Genomic DNA, 19936 nt, shown 5'->3' on the forward strand with positions numbered 1-19936 from the left:
CCGGGCACGGCGGGGGCGCCGGAGAGGGGGAGGCTCATGGACTGGCGGGTGAAGTCCGTCGAGGCGACGATCGCCGACTCGGCCGACGAGGAGCGGAGCCTCAGGCGCTCGCTCGGCACGTGGGACCTGGCCCTCATGGGCATCGCGGTCGCGGTCGGCGCCGGCATCTTCTCGGTCGGCGCGCAGGCCGCCGCGAACTTCGCCGGGCCCAGCGTGATCCTCTCGTTCGTGCTCGCGGCCGTCACGTGCGGGCTCGCGATCATGTGCTACGCCGAGTTCGCCTCCACCGTGCCGGTCGCCGGCAGCGCCTACACCTTCACGTACGCCACGATGGGCGAGCTGCTCGCCTGGATCATCGGGTGGGACCTGATCCTCGAGATGTTCACGGGCGCCGCCGTGATCGCGAAGTACTGGGGCGTGTACCTCGGCGAGGCGCTGCTCGCGTTCGGGCTGCCGTTCGCGCCCACCGTGACGATCGCCGGCCTCGAGGTCAGCTGGCCCGCGTTCCTCATCGTCGCGGTGTTCACCGCACTGCTCGTGGCCGGGACCAAACTCACGGCTCGGGTCGGGTCGGTGTTCACGATCATCAAGGTCGCGATCGTGCTGTTCGTGATCGTGGTCGGCTTCTTCTTCCTCAACCCGGCGAACTTCACGCCGTTCATCCCCGAGGCCGTGCCGACCGAGGGCGGGGCCGACGACGTCTGGACGCAGTCGCTCGTCTCGTGGGCGACCGGTGCGGCACCGGCGCAGTACGGCGTGTTCGGCATGCTGGCCGCGGCATCCCTCGTGTTCTTCGCCTTCATCGGGTTCGACGTCGTCGCGACCAGCGCCGAGGAGGTGCGCGAGCCGCAGAAGCGCCTCCCGCGCGGCATCTTCCTCGGACTCGGCATCGTCACCGCGCTGTACGTGCTCGTCTCGATCGTCATGACGGGGATGGTGTCCTACCGCGAGCTGGCCCAGGAGGAGGCGCCCTCGCTCGCCACGGCGTTCCGGCTCGTGGGCCAGGACTGGGCGTCGGCCGTCATCTCGGTGGGAGCCATCGCGGGCCTCACGACGGTCATCATGGTGCTGCTGCTCGGTCTCTCGCGCATCACGTTCGCGCTGAGCCGCGACGGACTCCTGCCCCGCTGGCTCTCGAAGACCACCCACCACACCAAGACCCCTGCGCGCATCCAGATCATCGGCGGCACCGTCGTCGCACTGGTCGCGGCGTTCACCGACGTCGGGCTGCTCGAGGAGATGATCAACATCGGCACGCTCTCGGCGTTCGTGCTCGTGAGCCTCGGCATCGTCGTGCTGCGCCGCACGCGGCCCGACCTGCCGCGCGGCTTCCGCGTGCCGTGGTCGCCCGTGCTGCCGATCCTCTCGGCGGCCCTGTGCCTCTGGCTCATGCTGAACCTGACGACCCTCACCTGGGTGCGGTTCCTGGTCTGGCTCGCGATCGGCCTCGTGATCTACCTGATCTACGGACGCCCGCGGTCACGCCTCGGCGAGCAGGTCAGCGAGGTCGAGCTGCCCACGCCGCAGGGCGCGCCGCCCTTCGAATGACGGACACCGGCGCGAGCGGCCGCGCGACGGTGGTCACCGGTGCGACGGTCGTGACCGGCGCGGCGTCGGGCCTCGGTCGCGCGATCGCCGACGCGCTCGCCGATCGGGGTCGCGACCTCGTGCTCGTGGATCGTGACGCGGAGGCGCTGGCGTCGGCCGCCGAGACGATCGGCGTGCGGCGCCGCGCCCGTCCGGCGGTGCACGCGGCCGACCTCTCCTCGATCGACGAGGCCGTGGACCTCGGGCGCGAGCTGGCGGCGAACGCCGAGGTCGGCGCGCTCGTGAACAACGCCGGCGGATGGATCGACGGGCCCCAGTACCCGGATGCGCCGCCCGAGGCGTGGCGCCGTGCCCTCACGCTGAACCTGACGGCCCCGATGACGCTCATGCAGGCGCTCTGGCCCGCGCTCGCCGAGCGCGGCGGAGTGGTGGTGAACGTCGGCTCGGCGGGCGGGACGGGAGAGGACGCGTACGGATCGCCCGAGTACGGTGCGGCGAAGGCCGCGCTGCGGCGGCTCACGACGAGCCTGGGTGACCGCCACGACGTGCGCGTCACCGCGGTCGTGCCCGACTGGATCGCGCTGGACCGGGCGCTCGCGCAGTGGCAACGGCTGACGCCCGCGGAGCGGGCCGCGTCTCCCGGGCTCGTGCCCACCCACGAGGTCGTCGCGGAGGTCGTGCGGTTGCTCGACGCCGGACGACCCGGCGAGGTCGTCGAGCTGGCCGCCACCTGGAAGCCCGGAGCGGGCTGACCCGGCGACGGCGCGGCCGCGGACCGGGCTCGCGCGCAGCGCGCCGGCGTCAGGCGGCCGGTGCGTCGGCGATCGACAGCAGCAGGTGCCCGCTCGAGACGGTCGTGCCCGGCTCGGCGTTGACGAGGCCGACCACGCCATCCTTGTGGGCGACGATCGGCTGCTCCATCTTCATGGCCTCGAGCACGAGCACCAGGTCGCCCTTGACGACCTTGTCGCCCTCGGCGACCGCGACCTTGACCACGGTCGCCTGCATGGGCGCCGTGACGGCGTCGCCCGTCGCCGTGTCGACCGAGTGGTGCACCGCGCGCCGGCGGGGCGCCGGCCCGGCGGTGGCGGTGCCCGACGGGGCTCCGGCGAGGCGCTTCGGCAGCGAGACCTCGACGCGGCGCCCGTCGACCTCGACGACCACGCTGGTGCGCGCCGCCGGGCCCTTGCTCGCCTCGAGCTCGCCGGTCCACGGTTCGAGCGTGTTCTCGTACTCGGTCTCGATCCAGCGCGTGTACACCGAGAACGGCTGGCCGTCGGCCGGCGCGAACGCGGGGTGGCTCACGATGTCGCGGTGGAAGGGCAGCACCGTGGGCAGGCCGGCGACCTCGAACTCGTCGAGCGCGCGGCGGGCGCGCTCGAGCGCGTCCTTCCGGGTCGCGCCGGTGACGATGAGCTTCGCGAGCAGGGAGTCGAACGCGCCCGAGATCTCGTCGCCGCTCGTGACGCCCGAGTCGACGCGCACGCCGGGGCCACCCGGGAAGCGGAGCTGGTGGATGGGGCCGGGCGCGGGCAGGAAGTTGCGGCCCGGGTCCTCGCCGTTGATGCGGAACTCGATGGAGTGGCCGGTGGTCTCGGGGTCGGGGTAGTCGAGCACGCCGCCCTCGGCGAGGCGGAACTGCTCGCGCACGAGGTCGAGGCCGGTGACCTCCTCGGACACGGGGTGCTCGACCTGGAGGCGCGTGTTGACCTCGAGGAAGGAGACGGTGCCGTCCTGGCCGATGAGGAACTCGCAGGTGCCGGCGCCGACGTAGCCGACCTCCTTGAGGATGGCCTTCGACGCCTCGTACAGCAGGCGGACCTGCTCCTCAGTGAGGAACGGCGCGGGCGCCTCCTCGACGAGCTTCTGGTGCCGGCGCTGGAGCGAGCAGTCGCGCGTGGAGACGACCACGACGTTGCCGTGCTCGTCGGCGAGGCACTGCGTCTCGACGTGGCGCGGCTTGTCGAGGTACTTCTCGACGAAGCACTCGCCGCGCCCGAACGCGGCCACGGCCTCGCGGGTCGCGGACTCGAACAGCTCGGGGACCTCCTCGCGCGTGCGCGCGACCTTGAGGCCGCGGCCGCCGCCGCCGAACGCGGCCTTGATCGCGACGGGCAGGCCGTGCACGTCGACGAACTCGAGCACCTCCGCGGCATCCGCCACGGGGTTCAGCGTGCCCGGTGCGAGCGGCGCCCCGACCTTCTCGGCCACGTGCCGCGCCGAGACCTTGTCGCCGAGGCGCTCGATCGCCTCGGGAGTCGGCCCGATCCAGATGAGGCCGGCGCCCATGACCGCGCGGGCGAAGTCGGGGTTCTCGGCGAGGAAGCCGTACCCGGGGTGGACCGCGTCGGCGCCGGAGCGCCGGGCGACCGAGAGGAGCTTGTCGATGACGAGGTAGGTCTCGGCGCTCGTAGTGCCGTCGAGCGCGTACGCCTCGTCGGCGAGCTTGACGTGGCGGGCGTCGCGATCCTGGTCGGCGTAGACGGCGACCGAGGCGATGCCCGCGTCGCGAGCCGCGCGGATGACGCGGACGGCGATCTCTCCACGGTTGGCGATGAGGACCTTCGTGATGCGACGCATGATCCCCAAGCCTATTGGCCGATTCCCAGCTGCCTTTGGGGGCGCTCCACAAAAAACGTCCGGGAGGGTGTCGTTCACCGACAAGGCGGCGCGAGTGCGGCGGGGGTTCCCGCTGGTCGCGGCGGCTTTCGCTCCGATCTCAGCGCAGGTCCCAGAGGTCGGTCCAGCGCGCGTCGAGCTCGTGCACGAGCTCGCGCAGGGTCGAGAGGGAGAGCCCGACGACGGTCGACGGGTCGCCGGTGACCGAGCGGATGAACGGACCGCCCAGGCTGTCGACCGTGAAGGCGCCCGCCACCGCGAGCGGCTCGCCGGTCGCCACGTACGCGTCGATCTCGGCGTCGTCGAGCCGGGCGAACTCGACCACCGCCGAGGCCGGGCGGCCGACCGCGCCCCGCGGCGCGCCTCCGCGGTGGTCGATGAGCCAGTGACCCGACCACAGCACGCCCGAGCGGCCGTTCTGCCGCGCCCAGCGTGCGCGAGCCACCTCGGGCCGGTGCGGCTTGCCGTACAGCTCGCCGTCGACGAGGAAGGCCGAGTCGCCCCCGAGCACCAGTCCGTCGATCGGTCTCCCGTCGACGTCGCGCCCCACGATCGCCTCGGCCTTGCGCTGCGCGAGCAGCTGCACCAGCTCGGGCGGCGCGAGCGGGCCGTGCTCGGCCTCGTGGGCGGCGACCGCGGCCTCCTCGTCGACGCCCGGCGCGACGAGCAGCGGCTCGACGCCGGCCTGCCGCAGCAGCTGCCGCCGGGCGGGGGAGGTGGAGGCGAGGTAGAGGCGCATGCCCCCATCCTGCCGTCCCGGCCGGCGATCGCCGGCATGGGCGGCCGCCGATCCCGTGTGCGATGCTCGGGTGATGGCACAGTCACGTCGTCGCCGGCCCGCGTCCCGCCCCGCATCGGGCGGCCGGCGCCCGGCGCCCCCGCGGCCGGCCGAGCCCGGGCCCGTGCTCGAGCTCGACGTCGAGCGCATCGCGCACGGCGGGGTCGCGGTCGCACACCACGAGGGGCGGGTCGTCTTCGTCGCCGACGCGATCCCCGGGGAGCGGGTCGCCGCGCAGGTCGTCGATGCGGGCCGCGAACGGTTCTGGCGCGCCGAGACGGTCGAGGTGCTGCGCGCCTCGCCGGACCGTCGCGAGCACGTCTGGCCCGAGGCATCCGTCGACCGCGCCCCCGAACATCGCGTCGGCGGGGCCGAGTTCGGCCACATCGCCATGCCGCGCCAGCGCGCACTGAAGGGCGAGGTGCTGCACGACGCGCTCGCGCGCATGGGCGGCGTCGAGGTCGAGGTCGTCGTCGAGCCCGTCGATCCCGCCGTGGCTCCCGGCGTCGACGTCGAGGCGGGCACGCGCTGGCGCACGCGCGTGCGCCTGCACGTCGCGGCCGACGGGACGGTCGGGCCCTATGCGGCGCGCTCCCATACGGTCGTGCCCGTCACCTCGCTCCCGCTCGCCGTCGCCGAGCTCGAGGCGATCGCGCCGCTGGGCCGGACGCTCGAGGGCGCCGTTGCGGTCGACCTCATCGCGCCATCCGACGGCGACCCGCAGGCCGTCGTGCGCTCGCCCGACGATCGCCGCACGGCGCGGACCGCCGCGCCGACCGTCGTCGAGCGCGTCGGGAACCGCCGCTTCACCGTCGACCGGGACGGCTTCTGGCAGGTTCACCGGGGCGCCGCCGCGACGCTGACCGCGGCCGTGCAGGATCTCGTCGATCCCGACCGCTTCGACCCCGCCGCGGAGAACCACGACCTCTACGGCGGCGTGGGGCTCCTCGCGGCCGCCGTGGGGGACCGGTTCGGCCCATCGGTGCGGGTCACGACCGTCGAGGCCGATGCGCGCGCGACCGAGCACGCCGGCGCCAACCTCGCCGACTGGATCGGGGCGCGCGCCGTCACCGCGCGCGTCGACCGCTACCTCGACGAGCTGGCCGCGGCGCCGGATGACGCGGGGCGCGGCCTGCGCGGCGCGACGGTCGTGCTCGACCCGCCGCGCTCCGGCGCGGGGCGCGCCGTCGTCGACCGCCTCGCGGCGCTCCACCCGGCGCAGGTCGTGTACGTCGCCTGCGACCCCGTCGCCCTCGCGCGCGACGTCGGCCTGTTCCGGGCGCACGGGTACGAGCTCGAGGCGGTGCGCGCGTTCGACCTCTTCCCGAACACGCACCACGTCGAGGCCGTCGCGCGACTGGCCGCTATCGTGTGAGGACGACGGACCGAATCGACGCCGAGCCGGATGGGGGATGCCGAGTGACGGAGCAGGCCGAGGGGAGCCGGGCGGCCACGACCGTGGCGATCGTCGACGACCACGAGGCGGTGCGACTCGGGCTGCGCGCGGCGTGCCGCGAGGCGGGCTACGACGTCGTCGCCGACACCGCCGACGTGCCGACGCTGCTCGCCGCGTTCGAGGATCCGGGCTCGGAGCCGCCGCGCGTGGTGCTGCTCGACCTCTCGCTCGGCGACGGGTCGAGCGTGACCGACAACGTGCGTGCCGTGCTCGCGGCGGGCAGCCAGGTCCTCGTCCACAGCATCGCCGACCGCGTCGCCGCGGTGCGCGAGGCGCTCGCCGCGGGCGCGGCGGGCGTCATTCCGAAGTCGTCGCCGACCTCGGCGGTGATCGCCGCGATCGCGACCGTCGCCCGCGGCGAGGCGCTGAACAACGTCGAGTGGGCGAGCGCGATCGAGGCCGACCGCGACTTCGCCAAGGACCAGCTCGGCCGACGCGAACGCGACGTGCTGCACCTCTACGCGTCCGGGCTGCCGCTCAAGCTCGTCGCCCAGCAGCTCGGCATCGCGCACTCGACCGCGCGCGAGTACCTCGACCGCATCCGAGCCAAGTACGTCGAGGTCGGCCGTCCCGCCCCGACCAAGGTCGACCTGCTCCGCCGGGCCGTGGAGGACGGCATCCTGCCGGGCCTCGACGCCGAGGCCGGTGATGGTCGCCGCTGACTGGCGCGCGAGCCGGCTCGCGCCGCGTCGCGCGGCGGTCAGCCGCGCCCAGGTCGAGACGGTCTCGGGCCGTGCGCTCGGGGCGTTCGGCCTGGTGTTCGGCGCGCAGACGGTGCCCACGGCGATCGATCAGTCCGCCTTTCTGGTCGACGGCGCCGGCGCGGCGATGATGGCCGTGCTGTACGGCGCGATCGCCGCGCTCGCCGCGGCGACCTTCACGCGCGTCGCCGTGCGCGGAGCAGCCCTCGCCTTCGCGACGCTGTACGTGCTGTGCCTGCTGGCGTGGCCCTTCCTCGTGGTCGACACCGCCGGCATGCAGCAGCAGACGCCGTGGCTGTACTACCTCTGCACGGTGGCCACGACCGCCTCGGTGATCTCGGTGCCGGCCGCCCCCGCGACGGCGTACACGACCGCGGTGCCCGCGATCTACGGCATCGTCCGGCTGACGCCCTCGGGCGGCGCAGCCCCGCCCCTGCTCGCCGTGCTCGACACGATGTACGCCGTCATCCTCGGCGTGGTCGTGCTCGTGATCATCACCATGCTGCGCCAGGCGGCCGAGTCGGTGGATGCCGCGCAGGAGGCCGCGCTGCAGCGCTACGACGTCGTGGCGCGACAGCACGCCAACGAGATCGAGCGCGTCAAGGTCGACGCGCTCGTGCACGACAGCGTGCTCACCACGCTGCTCTCGGCGGCGGCCGCGCGCACGCCGGCCGAGCGCCAGCTCGCCTCGCGTATGGCGGGCGACGCGCTCCGGCGGCTCGAGGAGGCCGCGATCGAGGTGCCGGGCACCGCCGACCGTGCGGACGTCTCGGTGCTCGCGCGGCGCCTGCGCGCGGCGGTGACCGGGTTCTCCGCGCCGTTCGTCGTACGCGTGAGCGACACGAGCGGCGTCGAGCTGCCCGTCGAGGCCGTCGACGCGCTCTCGTCGGCCGCGCTGCAGGCCATGGTGAACAGCGTGCAGCACGCCGACGGGCCGATCGGCCGCGTGCGCCGCGAGCTCGAGATCCGCGGGGTCGGCGCCGGCGGCTGCGTCATCCAGGTGGTCGACAACGGGTCGGGGTTCGACCCGTCGCAGGTGCCCGCGAGCCGGCTCGGCCTGCGCGTCTCGATCGACGAGCGCATGGCGAACGCCGGCGGCTCGGCCCGCATCGAGTCCGAGCCCGGACGCGGCACGCGGGTCACGCTCGCGTGGCCGGCGGGCGTCGACGGGGGTGCGTCGTGATCTCCGTCCCCCGCTGGCTCCTCCTCGTCCTGGCCGCGATGTTCTCGGGCTACCACGTCGTGCTCGGCATCTACTCGCTCGACGTGCCCGCCTCGCCGTGGCCGGCCGTCGTCGCGCTCGTGCTCTACACGATCGCGACGGTGCTGAGCCTCTGGCCCGTCCGCCGCGCGCGCATGCCCGACTGGCTCGCGGCCCTGAACCTCGCGGTGAGCATCGTGCTGCCGCTGCTCGTGACCAGCCAGCTCGTCCCCGGCCGTGACAACGGCTATGCCACGTGGTACGTCGCCGCGGTCGGCACGCTCATGACCATCACCGCCGCCCGCCGCCAGCTCGTGGCCGCCTGGCTGGGCGTCATCGCGCTGGCCGTGCAGACGGTCATGTGGAGCGGCCCGCTCGCGCTCGGTGCGCTCGGCGTCATCGGCAGCATCGTGTGGGTCGGCATCGCGCACATGCTCTCGGCGGCCCTCGCGGGCGCCGCGCGCGCCACGCGCCGCTACGCGCAGGCCGAACGCGAGGCGGCGGCGTGGCAGGCGGCACAGGACGCGCACCTCTTCGAGGGCCGGATGCGACTCGGCCAGACGCAGCGCATCGCCGCGCCCATGCTGCGGCGCATCGCCGACGGCGAGCACGAGCTCACCTACGCGGAGCGCCGCGAGTGCCGCACGCTCGAAGCGGCCATCCGCGACGAGATCCGGGGACGGATGCTCCTCACCGACGCCGTGCGGCAGGCCGTCAAGCGCGCGCGCGACCGCGGGGCGACGGTGACGCTGCTCGACGAGGGCGGGATCGACGACCTCGACGAGGCGGCCCGCGATCGCGTGCTCTCGCAGCTCGCGGACGCGCTCGACACGACGCGCGCCGACCGGGTCATCGCGCGCACGGCCGGCGAGGGCTCCCCGGTGGCCGTGACGGTGGTCGGGCTGCGCGGCGGGGGCGACGACGAGGTCGCCGAATCGGAGGACGCGGAGGTCGAACTCTGGATGGAGATCCCGCGCGCCGGCTGACCGCTTCGCCGTCGGCGGCGAATCCGCCCGGACAGGGAAGCGGGGGGTCGGCCCCTACCGACCCCCCAGCAAGCCCGAGTCACGGCGACAACCCGAATATCGCCCTGACTCGCCCCCAGAGCGCCACCGGTTACCCAGCCGGTGACGGAAACGGCTCCTGTGGAGTCCGTTGACCTCCATCGTACGGATCCGGCGGCCGCTGCGAAGTCAGCATTTCGGGGGACACCGAGGGGGACATGCGGGGGACCGGCGACCCGCGACCCCGCCGATCGGGGCGCGCGGCGGCGTCGCGCGCGGTCGGCGAACGGGGGACACGGGGGAGCGTCCGACCGATGCCGCCGATGGCGGTGGACGGGTCAGCGTGCGGAGAACGCCCAGCGACGAGGGCCGACCTCGATCGGTGGCCGCACGGCCGATCGCGGATGCGCCCACTCGCTGCGCGCCGGCGGCGGCGGCGCCGACTGCTCCTCGCGCACGGCCGCGACGAGCACGGCGGTGACGGCCGCGGCCTCGTCGGCGGAGACGCGGCGCGTGAGGAAGGTGAGGTCGATCGACTCGGCGCCGTTCGCCTCGCCTGATGCGGTGGTCATGCGCGCCTCCTAGAGCGGGATGTTGCCGTGCTTCTTCGGCGGCAGGCTCGCGCGCTTGGTGCGCAGCGCCCGCAACGCCTTGGTCACCGAGACGCGCGTCGCGGCCGGCTCGATGACGCCGTCGAGCTCGCCGCGCTCGGCGGCGAGGAACGGCGAGGCCACGTTGTAGGTGTACTCGTTGGCCAGGCGCGTGCGCACGGCCGCGACATCCTCGCCCGCCTCCTCGGCCCGCTTGATCTCGCCGCGGTACAGGATGTTCACGGCGCCCTGGCCGCCCATGACGGCGATCTCGGCGGTCGGCCAGGCCAGGTTGATGTCGGCGCCGAGCTGCTTCGAGCCCATGACGATGTAGGCGCCGCCGTAGGCCTTGCGGGTGATGACCGTCACGAGCGGCACGGTCGCCTCGGCGTAGGCGTAGAGCAGCTTCGCGCCGCGGCGGATCACTCCGGTCCACTCCTGGTCGGTCCCGGGCAGGTAGCCCGGGACGTCGACCAGGGTCAGGATCGGGATCGAGAACGCGTCGCAGAAGCGCACGAACCGCGAGGCCTTCTCGCCCGCGGCGATGTTCAGCGTGCCCGCCATCTGGCTCGGCTGGTTGGCGATGATGCCGACCGAGCGGCCCTCGACGCGCGCGAAGCCGATCACGATGTTCGGCGCGAACAGCGGCTGCACCTCGAGGAAGTCGCCGTGGTCGACGATCCCCTCGATGACCGCGTGCATGTCGTAGGGCTGGTTCGGCGAGTCGGGGATGACCGTGTTGAGTCGGCGGTCCTCGTCGGTGACCTCGAGCTCGACGTCGGCCTCGTAGACCGGCGCCTCCGACATGTTGTTGTCGGGCAGGAACGAGATGAGCGTCCGCGCGTAGTCGAGCGCGTCGGACTCGTCGCTCGCGAGGTAGTGGGCGACGCCCGAGACGGTGTTGTGCGTGAGCGCACCGCCGAGCTCCTCCATCCCGACGTCCTCGCCGGTGACCGTCTTGATGACGTCGGGGCCGGTGACGAACATCTGGCTGGTCTTGTCGACCATGATCACGAAGTCGGTCAGCGCTGGGGAGTAGACCGCGCCGCCGGCCGCCGGACCGCACACGATCGAGATCTGCGGGATGACGCCCGACGCGGCCGTGTTGCGGCGGAAGATCTCGCCGTACTTTCCGAGCGCGACCACGCCCTCCTGGATGCGCGCGCCGCCCGAGTCGAGGATGCCGATGATCGGCACGCCGGTCTTCAGCGCCAGCTCCATGACCTTGATGATCTTCTCGCCCGCGACCTCGCCGAGCGAGCCGCCGAAGATCGTGAAGTCCTGCGAGTACACCGCGACCTGGCGCCCGTGGATGGTGCCGGTGCCGGTGACGACCGCGTCGCCGTAGGGCCGCTTGGCGTCCATGCCGAAGGCGTGGGTGCGGTGCCGCACGAACTCGTCGAGTTCGACGAACGAGCCGGGGTCGAGCAGCTCGGCGATGCGCTCGCGCGCGGTCATCTTGCCCTTGGCGTGCTGCTTCTCGATGGCCGCCTCGCCCGAGGCCGTGACGGCCTCGTGATAGCGCTGCTTGAGGTCGGCGAGCTTGCCCGCGGTGGTGGAGAGGTCGGGGCCGTCGGTCGTCGATTCGGTCACGCCGTTCACTCTACCGGCGCGCATCCGGGCCGGATCGTTGAGGGATTCCCACAAAAAGGGCGCGGCACCTGGTGATGATCGGCACGCCATGACGCCCGCGACACTAGCCTGAACCCGACGGACGGGAGGCCGGGATGCAGTGGGAGCGATCGCGAGCGAGCGTGCCGCGGTTCGAGTGGCTCGACACCGCCGGGTCCACCAACGACGTGCTGCGCGAGGCGGCGACGGGGGCGGATGCCGCGGCGTGGCCGCACGGCGCGGCCGTGGTCACCGACGACCAGACGCGCGGCCGCGGGCGCCTCGGCCGCACCTGGCTCGCGCCGACGGGCAAGACCCTTGCGATCTCGGTGCTGCTGCGCCCCGCGCAGGCCGGGGACGGCCCCGACGCGGCCGTCCGGCCGCTGCCGTCGGATGCATACGGATGGCTGCCGCTCATCGCGGGGGTCGCGATGACCGAGGCGGTCCGCGACGCGGTGGCCGCGGCATCCGTCGACCGCGGCGGTGAGGACGACGGCACCGGCGGCGTCGAGGTCGAGCTCAAGTGGCCCAACGACGTGCTGATCTCGGGGTACAAGGTCTGCGGCATCCTCTCCGAGCTGGTCGCCGAGGGCGCCGTGGTGATCGGCGCGGGCCTCAACCTCACGCTCGACGAGCACGACCTGCCCACGCTCACCTCGACCTCGCTCCAGCTCGTGACCGGCCGGCGTCCCGACGGCGACGCCGTGCTGAGCGGCTACCTCACGCGCCTGCTCGACCTCGTCGGCCGCTTCGTCGCGGCCGGCGGCGACGCGGCCGCGAGCGGCGTGGCCGACCGCGTGCGCGCCGTGTGCGGCACGCTCGGCCAGGAGGTGCGCGTCGAACTGCCGGGCGGAGACGAGCTCCTCGGCGTCGCCGAGCGGCTCGACGACGACGGTCGCCTCGTGGTCCGGGACCGCGAGAACGGCGAGGAGCAGGCTGTCGCCGCGGGGGACGTCACGCACCTGAGGTATTAATGGGGCCTATGGGGGAGGCGAGCACCGGGCCGGCGATCACCGGACCGATCGGACCGCAGGACGAGCACGTCGTGGCGCGGGTCCGCCGCCACGGACGCGTGCTCGTGCTGCCCGCCGTCCTGCTCATCGCCACCGTCGGTGCGGCCGCCTACCTGGTGCCCGCGCTCGAGGGATGGCCGCAGCTCGCCGTCCTCATCGGCGCCGCGCTCGTCGTGGTGCTCGGGTGCGCGCTGCCGTACCTCGCGTGGCTCGCCTCGCGCACGACCATCACGACGCGACGCGTGATCGTCCGCCGCGGGCTCTTCGTCCGGGTGCGCCGCGAGCTGTGGCACCGCCGCGGCTACGACGTGCAGGTGAGCCGCTCGTGGCTCCAGGGCGTCATCGGATCAGGCGACGTCCGCCTCGAGACCGGTCACGAGGTGCCGGTCGTGCTGCGCGACATCCCGGCGCCCCTCGCGGTGCAGTCGGCCCTCCACGAGCTCATGGCCGAGTCGCACTCGCTCGGCGGGCCGGCGGTCGGGCCCTCCGCGTTCGGCTCGTCGTCGGCCATCGAGGGCGACACCGTGTCGTGGGGAGGCCGCTGAGCGGTCGTGCCGTCCATCCCGCGCACGAGCACCCGGCCGGAGCGCGTACTGTAGTCGGGCGGCGCGCACCCCCGGCGCGCCGGGCGAGAAAGGCACCACCACTTGGGCGAGGAATGCATCCACGGCTTCGACGAGGGTCTCTGCGCGATCTGCTCCCCGCCGCCTGAGCCCGAGACGCCCGCCCGCGCCCCGCGCACGCGCGCGACCCGGCCGGCGGGGATCGGGACGGCGGCCACGCGACCGGGCCAGGGCCGGGCACCGCGCACTGCGTCATCCGCTCGCGCCGGCCGCGTCGCCGGTGCCTCGGCGCCGCCCGTCGACGCGGGCGCCACGCGCCTGTACCACCTGACGCACATCGAGAACCTCGGCCGGATCCTCGGCGCGGGCGCGATCCTCGCCGACGCGGGCGACCCGCCGGCCGCGCCGGCCGTCGACCTCGCGGCGCCCGCGGCCCGCGCCTACCGTCGCACGGCGACCGTCGGCGACACGGGTGCCCATGTCGCCGAGTTCGTGCCGTTCCTGCTCTCGACCGACGCGCACGTCTGGGATGCGATCCGCACGGGCACGCCCGACCCGCGCCTGTCCGAGGAGGCCGTGCGCCGCCCCGCGGCCGACCACGTGCTGCTCGTGACCTCGATCGCGGCCGCCGCCGGCGCCCGCCTGCGCACCCCCGGCGAGGTCGCGGTCAGCGAGACGGATGCCGCGATCGGCGGAGCCTCGTTCGCGGCGACGTGGCCCGAGGCCGAGCGGGCGATCGTGCGCCTGACGCTCGCCGACGAGGGCGCCGGGATGCGCGCGGCCGAGGTGCTCGTGCACGGCAGCGTCCCGCTCGAGCGCGTCGCCCTGATCGCGGTGGCCAACGACCGCGTCCGCGATCGCGTGCGTGCGGCGCTCCAGGCGGTCGGCGCCAAGGTGCGCGTCGCGGTCTACCCGCCCTGGTTCCTCGGCGGAGGCGAGTAGCCCGGACCCCGGTCCTCGAGCGGCGCGGAGTCGAGCGGCGCGTCCTCGGACGATCGCTCGAACGGGGGCTCCTCGAAGAGCGCGCGCTGCGCCTCCTCGACGCGAGCGCGGTTCGAGAGCCCGTCGGAGCGGTGCTGGCCGAACACCCAGTACCGGTAGAGCAGGAACCGGAACGCCGTGCCGAGCGCGAGCCCGATCACGTTCGTCGAGATGTTGTCGGCGAGCAGGCTCGTCAGGCCCAGCAGGTGGTGGCTGATCCACAGGCACAGCAGCGCGATCGCCATGCCGCCCAGCGACACGATCGCGTACTCGGCGAACTCGCGCAGGGCGTGCCGCCGGCGGTGGCGGCGGAAGGTCCAGTACCGATTGCCGAGCCAGTTGAACACGATCGCGACGCTCGTCGAGATCGTCTTCGCGCCGATCGCCGACTGCGCCCACGTGCCCTCGCCGAGGAGGCCGACGCGCAGCGCATTGAAGAGCGCGATGTCGATCACGAAGCCGATGAGTCCCACCACGCCGAACTTCACGAGGTAGGCGAGGAACCCGTGCCACGCCCGCGACGCGAGTGATCGGAGCGTGTCGGGCACCCCCCGATCCTCGCACACGGCCGCGCCGTAGACTGGGGTGTCGCGGCGCACGGGGCGCAGCGGGAACGGACGGTTCGGACCGGTGCGAGTCGGAGTGATCGGTGCAGGGCAGCTCGCCCGGATGATGATCCCCGCGGCGCTCGAGCTCGGGGTCGAGCTCCGCGTGCTCGCGGAGGGCGAGGGCATGGCCGCGGCGCTCGCGGCCGAGCGCGTCGGCGACTACACCGACGCCGAGACCGTGCTCGCGTTCGCGCGCCAGGTCGACGTGGTCACCTTCGACCACGAGCACGTCCCGCAGGACGTGCTGCGTGCCCTGGTCGACGCCGGGGTCCCCGTGCGGCCCGGCCCCGATGCGCTGCGCTACGCGCAGGACAAGCTCCTCATGCGCGCCCGGCTCGACGAGCTCGGCCTGCCGGTGCCCGAGTGGGGGCGCGTGGCCACGCCCGACGAGCTCGACGCGTTCATCGCCGACCACGGCGGCGCCGCGGTCGTGAAGACCCCGCGTGGCGGGTACGACGGCAAGGGCGTGCGGGTCGTGCGCGGCTCCGGCGAGGTCGCCGAGTGGTTCGTCGCCGCAGGCGAGGACGGCCGCGAGGGCGCCCTCCTGGTCGAGGAGCTGGTGGACTTCCGCCGCGAGCTCGCACAGCTCGTCGCGCGCCGGCCGTCGGGCGAGGTCGCGGCCTGGCCGCTCGTCGAGACGGTCCAGGTGAACGGCGTGTGCAGCGAGGTCATCGCGCCGGCACCCCGGTCGGCGGGCCGGCTCGCCGACGTGGCGGCCGACGTCGCGATCTCGGTCGCCGAGGGCCTCGGGGTCACGGGCGTCCTCGCGGTCGAGATGTTCGAGACCACCGACGACCGCGTGCTCGTGAACGAGCTCGCGATGCGCCCGCACAACTCCGGCCACTGGACCATGGACGGCTGCACCACCGGGCAGTTCGAGCAGCATCTGCGCGCGGTGCTCGACCTCCCGCTCGGGGGCACCGGCTCCCACGACGAGTGGTCCGTGATGGTGAACCTGCTCGGCGGACCGGCCGAGGGCTCCCTCACCGACCGGTACGCCGAGGCGCTCGCCGGGCACCCCACCGTGAAGGTCCACAACTACGGCAAGGCCCCCCGCCCCGGCCGCAAGGTCGGCCACGTCACCGCGGTCGGGCCCGACCTCGACGCCGCCGTCTACGAGGCACGCGCCGCGGCGGCGGCCCTCCAGGACTGAGACGGCCGCGGGCCCGCGCCCTCGCGGAGCGCCGCTCCGGCATCTTCCAGTCGGCAGCCCTAATATCGTTCGGGTGATCGCAGGCAACCCCACCCCCCTCGTCGGCGTCGTGATGGGCTCCGACTCCGACTGGAACGTGATGCGCGAGGCATCCGAGCTGCTCGACGAGTTCGGCGTTCCGCACGAGGTCGAGGTGGTGTCGGCGCACCGCACGCCCGAGAAGATGATCGCGTACGGCAAGGCGGCGGCCGGCCGCGGCATCCGCGTCATCATCGCGGGCGCCGGCGGCGCCGCGCACCTGCCCGGCATGCTCGCCTCAGTCACCATCCTGCCCGTGGTGGGCGTGCCCGTGCCGCTGTCGCGACTCGACGGGCTCGACTCGCTGCTCTCGATCGTGCAGATGCCCGCCGGCGTGCCCGTCGCGACCGTGTCGATCGGCGGCGCGAAGAACGCGGGCCTGATCGCGGTGAAGATCCTGGCCACCTCCGACGATGCGCTGGGCGACGCGCTCGCGCGCTACGCGGAGTCGCTCGCCGCGCTCGTCGAGGAGAAGAACGAGCGACTGAAGTCCAGCCGATGAGCCTCGCCGACAGCCCGATCCGGTACCCGGACACCCGATCCCGCCCGCTCATGACGCGGCGCGGCTGGTGGCTCGTCTGCCTGAACATCCTCATCCCCGGATCGGCGCAGGTGCTCGCGGGGGATCGGCGCATGGGCCGGTTCGGCCTCGGCGCCACGCTCACCCTGTGGGTGCTGGCCGCCCTCGCCATCGTACTGTGGTTCGTGTCCCCGGCGGTGCTGTACACGATCGCGTCGAACAGCATCGCACTGTGGGTCATCGCCATCGGCCTCGTCTTCTACGCCGGACTGTGGCTCGTGCTCACGCTCGACACCCTGCGGCTCGTGCGACTCGTCAAGACCGCGCCGTCGGCCCGCGCCGCGATCGCCGCGCTCGGCGTCGTCGCGATGGTGCTCGTGTCGGGCACGGCCGCGTACGGCGCGTACGTCGCGACGACGGCGAGCGGCTTCCTCTCGTCGGTGTTCGTGGCCGGCCCGAGCGAACCGCCGATCGACGGGCGCTACAACTTCCTGCTGCTCGGCGGCGACGCCGGCCCCGATCGCGAGGGCCTCCGCCCCGACAGCATCCGCGTCGTCAGCGTCGACGCCGAGACGGGGCAGGCGGTCACGATCGGCATGCCCCGTGATCTCGCGAACGCGCCGTTCGACGAGACGTCGCCGCTGCGCCAGACCTACCCGGACGGCTACGGCACCGACGGCGTCTGCGACGTCGACGTCTGCCAGCTCAACTCCATCTACACCGAGGTCGAGCTGAAGAGCCCCGACCTCTACCCCGACGCCGTCGCCGAGGGCAGCGAGCCCGGCATCGAGGCCATGCGCGACGCGGCCGAGGGCATCACGGGCCTGCAGATCCAGTACTACGTGCTGATCGACATGGCCGGGTTCCAGCAGCTCATCGACGCGCTCGGCGGCGTCACGATCGACGTCCCGCAGGACATCCCGATCCACGCCGACGAGACGTTCACCACCGTGGCCGAGTGGATCCCCGCCGGCGAGCAGCACATGGACGGCTACCACGCGCTGTGGTACGCGCGCTCGCGCCACGGCACGAGCGACTACGACCGGATGGCGCGCCAGCTGCAGCTGCAGGAGGCCATGCTCGCCCAGTTCAACCCCGCGAACGTGCTCTCGAAGTTCCAGGATGTCGCGGCCGCCGGATCGCAGGTGGTCAAGACCGACGTGCCGCAGTCGATGCTCGGCTACTTCGTCGACCTGGCCGGAAAATCGAAGAAGCTCCCGATCATCGACGTCGAGCTCGTGCCCGACAACGGCGTGGACCCGACCGCTCCCGACTACGAGGCCATCCACGCGATGGTGCAGGCGGCCCTGGTGCCGCCGACGCCGGAGCCGACGGGCTGAGGCCGCGGCGGCCGACCGGGCGCGGTCCGGCGGCCGCCCCGGGCGCCGGACCGCCCGACCGACGCGCCGCGCCCGGGCGCGGTCAGAGGTCGGCGTGCAGGTGCCAGACGCGCTCGGCGGAGTCGCGCCAGCTGTACGCGCGGGCGCGGTCGCTGCCGGCGATCGCGAGCCGCTCGGCGAGCGCGCGGTCCTCGACCACGCGCGTGATCGCCGCCGCGAGGCGGTCGACGAAGCCATCCCCCACGCCGACGGGCACCGCGAGGCCCGATCCGGCCGAGATCTCGACGAACGCGGGCGTCTCGGAGTGGATCACGGGGGTGCCCAGGCTGAACGCCTCGATGAGCTCGGTGCCGGACTCGTCGTCGTGGGCCGGCGCGACGTAGGCCGTGGCCGCGGCCAGGACGACCGCCAGGTCGCGCGGGTCGAGGTCGTCGACCACGCGGAGCCGCCGCGGGTCGACGCCGTACTCCTCCGCCACGGCCGGGAGGTGCTGGTCGCCCCAGCTCTCGGGCCCGATGACGACGAGCCCGACGTCGGGAACGCCGGGGCGGCCGAGCGCAGCCAGCACGTCGACGAGCCCCTTCCGCGGCTCGAGTGTGCCCGCCACCGCGACGTAGGTCGAGGGGAGGCGCAGACGCGCCGCACGCTCGGCGGCGTCGGCCCCGATCACGAGGCCGGCCCGCGGCGCGGTGCCGATCACGCGCACCCGATCGCCGAAGTCGGCGATCGACTGCAACCGCTCGGCGAGCGCGTGGGTCGTGACGACCACCGCATCGGCGTGCCGGCGCGCGCGCTTGAGCATGCCCTTCTGCCAGGCGACCGACGCAGCCGTGAGCGCCTCGGGGTGGGTCCAGGCGAGCACGTCGTGCACGGTCACCACGACCTGGTCGCCCGCCTCCCGGTCGTGCTTGCGCAGCGGCGCGAAGAGGCTCGTGCCGTGGATCATCCCGCCGCCGGGCGAGGTCGTGAGGTTGAACTGCCACGCCGCCGCGAGCTCGCGCCGCGCGAGCGACGACTTGTAGAGCCCGGCCAACCCCGGCACCTCGGCCAGCACGCGGTCGTAGTCGCCGGGCAGCGACGAGGAGACGATGCCCTCGACCTCGCAGCCGCGCGGCGCGGTCGCCACGAGGGCGCGTGCCAGCTCGCGCGTGTACCGGCCGATCGGCCCGGGTGCGGGCGCGACGATCTGGTCGACGATCAGCCGAAGGGTGGTGGTCACGTCGCTCCTTTCGCAGCGGGCCCCCATCCGATCCGCCCACCTTAGTCGGATCGCAGCGGACACGCGCGCCGCTGTCCACAGCCCGCGGATCGAGCCGCGGTCAGGTCGTCCGGAGGGCGCCGGACCGCACCGCGGAGGAGAGCGCCTCACGCCACGGGCGCATCTCGTGGAGGCCGGCCGTGGCCCACGCGGCGTGGCCCAGCACCGAGTAGGACGGCCGGGGGGCCGGCCGCACGAACGACGAGCTGTCCGTCGGGGTGATCCGCTCGGGATCCAGCCCGGACTCTTCGAGCACCGCGCGCGCGAACTCGTACCAGGTCGCCTGCCCCGCGTTCGTGCCGTGGTAGATGCCGGCGGGGGCGTCGGAGCCGAGCAGCGCGACGATCTGGTCGGCGAGGTCGGCCGTCCAGGTCGGCTGGCCGAGCTGGTCGTCGACCACCGACCAGGTGTCCTTGGTCTTCGCGAGGTTCAGCATCGTCTGCGCGAAGTTGGGCCCGTGCGCGCCGTACAGCCAGGCGGTGCGGACCACGTAGGTTCCCGACGGGTGCGCCGCGAGCGCCAGTTCCTCGCCGGCCGCCTTCGTGCGGCCGTACGCGTTGATCGGGTCGCGGGGCCGGTCCTCGGCGTAGGGCTCGGTCGCGTTCCCGTCGAACACGTAGTCCGTCGAGATCGTGACGAGCCGCGCCCCCGTCGCGGCGCACGCCGCGGCCAGATTCGCCGGGCCGGTCGCGTTCACGGCGTACGCCTCCTGCTCGTGCGCCTCGGCGTCGTCGACCTTCGTGTAGGCGGCGCAGTTCACCACGACGTCGTGGCCGCGAACCGCGTCGGCGACGCCCGCGGCATCCGTCACGTCGAGGTCGGCACGCCCGAGCGCGGTGACCTGCCGGCCGGACAGCGCCACCTGGAGGTCGCGTCCGAGCATGCCGTTCGCGCCCGTGATCAGCACGCGCACG

At 73.8% G+C, this 19936-nt stretch carries 19 protein-coding genes; 12 read left to right on the forward strand and 7 right to left on the reverse strand.

Annotation, left to right across the window (positions count from 1 at the left end; genetic code table 11):
- The first annotated feature begins 36 nt into the window (after window positions 1-36).
- Window positions 37-1548, forward strand: coding sequence for an APC family permease (locus JOD46_RS07925; RefSeq protein ID WP_204393141.1), 1512 nt, complete (start codon window positions 37-39; stop codon window positions 1546-1548).
- The gene (locus JOD46_RS07930; protein WP_204393143.1) at window positions 1545-2300 is read left to right on the forward strand and encodes an SDR family NAD(P)-dependent oxidoreductase; all 756 of its coding nucleotides are present in this window, start codon (window positions 1545-1547) and stop codon (window positions 2298-2300) included. The genes JOD46_RS07925 and JOD46_RS07930 overlap by 4 nt, the downstream gene beginning before the upstream one ends.
- A gap of 49 nt (window positions 2301-2349) precedes the next feature.
- Here the strand turns inward: JOD46_RS07930 and JOD46_RS07935 are convergent, their stop codons facing one another.
- Window positions 2350-4128 (reverse strand): acetyl/propionyl/methylcrotonyl-CoA carboxylase subunit alpha, encoded by a 1779-nt coding sequence (locus tag JOD46_RS07935; protein ID WP_204393145.1) that lies wholly within the window; start codon window positions 4126-4128, stop codon window positions 2350-2352.
- A gap of 139 nt (window positions 4129-4267) precedes the next feature.
- Window positions 4268-4906 carry a Maf family protein gene (locus JOD46_RS07940; protein WP_204393147.1) on the reverse strand — a complete coding sequence of 213 codons (639 nt, stop codon included), beginning with the start codon at window positions 4904-4906 and terminating at the stop codon, window positions 4268-4270.
- Between the two features lie 73 nt (window positions 4907-4979).
- Between JOD46_RS07940 and JOD46_RS07945 the strand changes: the two genes are divergently transcribed.
- Genes JOD46_RS07945 through JOD46_RS07960 form a run of 4 tightly spaced genes read left to right on the forward strand, consistent with a single transcriptional unit; the run spans window position 4980 to window position 9289 of the window.
- On the forward strand, window positions 4980-6320 hold the full coding sequence (locus JOD46_RS07945; protein ID WP_204393149.1) for a class I SAM-dependent RNA methyltransferase: 1341 nt from the start codon (window positions 4980-4982) through the stop codon (window positions 6318-6320).
- A gap of 44 nt (window positions 6321-6364) precedes the next feature.
- Window positions 6365-7063, forward strand: coding sequence for a response regulator transcription factor (locus JOD46_RS07950; RefSeq protein ID WP_204393151.1), 699 nt, complete (start codon window positions 6365-6367; stop codon window positions 7061-7063).
- Complete coding sequence (locus tag JOD46_RS07955) at window positions 7050-8285, forward strand: sensor histidine kinase (protein WP_204393153.1); 1236 nt, start codon at window positions 7050-7052, stop codon at window positions 8283-8285. Before JOD46_RS07950 ends, JOD46_RS07955 begins: the two co-directional genes overlap by 14 nt.
- Window positions 8282-9289, forward strand: a complete 1008-nt coding sequence (locus tag JOD46_RS07960; protein ID WP_204393155.1) for a DUF8320 family protein — start codon at window positions 8282-8284, stop codon at window positions 9287-9289. Before JOD46_RS07955 ends, JOD46_RS07960 begins: the two co-directional genes overlap by 4 nt.
- A gap of 356 nt (window positions 9290-9645) precedes the next feature.
- Here the strand turns inward: JOD46_RS07960 and JOD46_RS07965 are convergent, their stop codons facing one another.
- Together JOD46_RS07965 and JOD46_RS07970 are read right to left on the reverse strand one after the other, a co-directional pair.
- Entirely contained in the window at window positions 9646-9879 is a 234-nt protein-coding gene (locus tag JOD46_RS07965; protein WP_204393157.1) for an acyl-CoA carboxylase epsilon subunit, read from the reverse strand.
- A 9-nt stretch (window positions 9880-9888) separates the two neighbouring features.
- The gene (locus tag JOD46_RS07970) at window positions 9889-11514 is read right to left on the reverse strand and encodes an acyl-CoA carboxylase subunit beta (protein ID WP_204393159.1); all 1626 of its coding nucleotides are present in this window, start codon (window positions 11512-11514) and stop codon (window positions 9889-9891) included.
- Window positions 11515-11624: 110 nt separating this feature from the next.
- On the opposite strand from JOD46_RS07970, the gene JOD46_RS07975 reads away from it, so the two are divergent.
- From JOD46_RS07975 to JOD46_RS07985, 3 genes are all read left to right on the forward strand, one after another.
- A complete protein-coding gene (locus JOD46_RS07975) occupies window positions 11625-12482 on the forward strand; it encodes a biotin--[acetyl-CoA-carboxylase] ligase (RefSeq protein WP_204393161.1) in 858 nt (285 codons plus the stop codon).
- Window positions 12483-12490: 8 nt separating this feature from the next.
- The gene (locus JOD46_RS07980) at window positions 12491-13066 is read left to right on the forward strand and encodes a PH domain-containing protein (protein WP_204393163.1); all 576 of its coding nucleotides are present in this window, start codon (window positions 12491-12493) and stop codon (window positions 13064-13066) included.
- Window positions 13067-13168: 102 nt separating this feature from the next.
- Entirely contained in the window at window positions 13169-14026 is an 858-nt protein-coding gene (locus JOD46_RS07985) for a DarT ssDNA thymidine ADP-ribosyltransferase family protein (RefSeq protein ID WP_204393165.1), read from the forward strand.
- Here JOD46_RS07985 and JOD46_RS07990 read toward each other — a convergent pair.
- Window positions 13993-14613: a GtrA family protein gene (locus JOD46_RS07990; protein WP_307834960.1), complete on the reverse strand. Its 621-nt coding sequence runs from the start codon at window positions 14611-14613 to the stop codon at window positions 13993-13995. The two genes, JOD46_RS07985 and JOD46_RS07990, sit on opposite strands and share 34 nt — an antisense overlap.
- A gap of 82 nt (window positions 14614-14695) precedes the next feature.
- On the opposite strand from JOD46_RS07990, the gene JOD46_RS07995 reads away from it, so the two are divergent.
- The 3 genes from JOD46_RS07995 (at window position 14696) to JOD46_RS08005 (ending at window position 17764) form a co-directional block, all read left to right on the forward strand.
- Window positions 14696-15826, forward strand: a complete 1131-nt coding sequence (locus JOD46_RS07995) for a 5-(carboxyamino)imidazole ribonucleotide synthase (RefSeq protein WP_307834961.1) — start codon at window positions 14696-14698, stop codon at window positions 15824-15826.
- Window positions 15827-15938: 112 nt separating this feature from the next.
- Window positions 15939-16406 carry a 5-(carboxyamino)imidazole ribonucleotide mutase gene (purE, locus tag JOD46_RS08000; RefSeq protein WP_204396413.1) on the forward strand — a complete coding sequence of 156 codons (468 nt, stop codon included), beginning with the start codon at window positions 15939-15941 and terminating at the stop codon, window positions 16404-16406.
- Complete coding sequence (locus JOD46_RS08005) at window positions 16403-17764, forward strand: LCP family protein (RefSeq protein WP_204393171.1); 1362 nt, start codon at window positions 16403-16405, stop codon at window positions 17762-17764. Before purE ends, JOD46_RS08005 begins: the two co-directional genes overlap by 4 nt.
- Before the next feature lie 82 nt (window positions 17765-17846).
- Here the strand turns inward: JOD46_RS08005 and JOD46_RS08010 are convergent, their stop codons facing one another.
- Window positions 17847-18983, reverse strand: a complete 1137-nt coding sequence (locus JOD46_RS08010) for a glycosyltransferase (RefSeq protein ID WP_204393173.1) — start codon at window positions 18981-18983, stop codon at window positions 17847-17849.
- A 100-nt stretch (window positions 18984-19083) separates the two neighbouring features.
- On the reverse strand, window positions 19084-19935 hold the full coding sequence (rfbD, locus tag JOD46_RS08015; protein WP_204393175.1) for a dTDP-4-dehydrorhamnose reductase: 852 nt from the start codon (window positions 19933-19935) through the stop codon (window positions 19084-19086).
- Window position 19936 lies beyond the last annotated feature (1 nt).

The organism is Agromyces aurantiacus (genome assembly GCF_016907355.1).
Lineage (GTDB): Bacteria > Actinomycetota > Actinomycetes > Actinomycetales > Microbacteriaceae > Agromyces > Agromyces aurantiacus.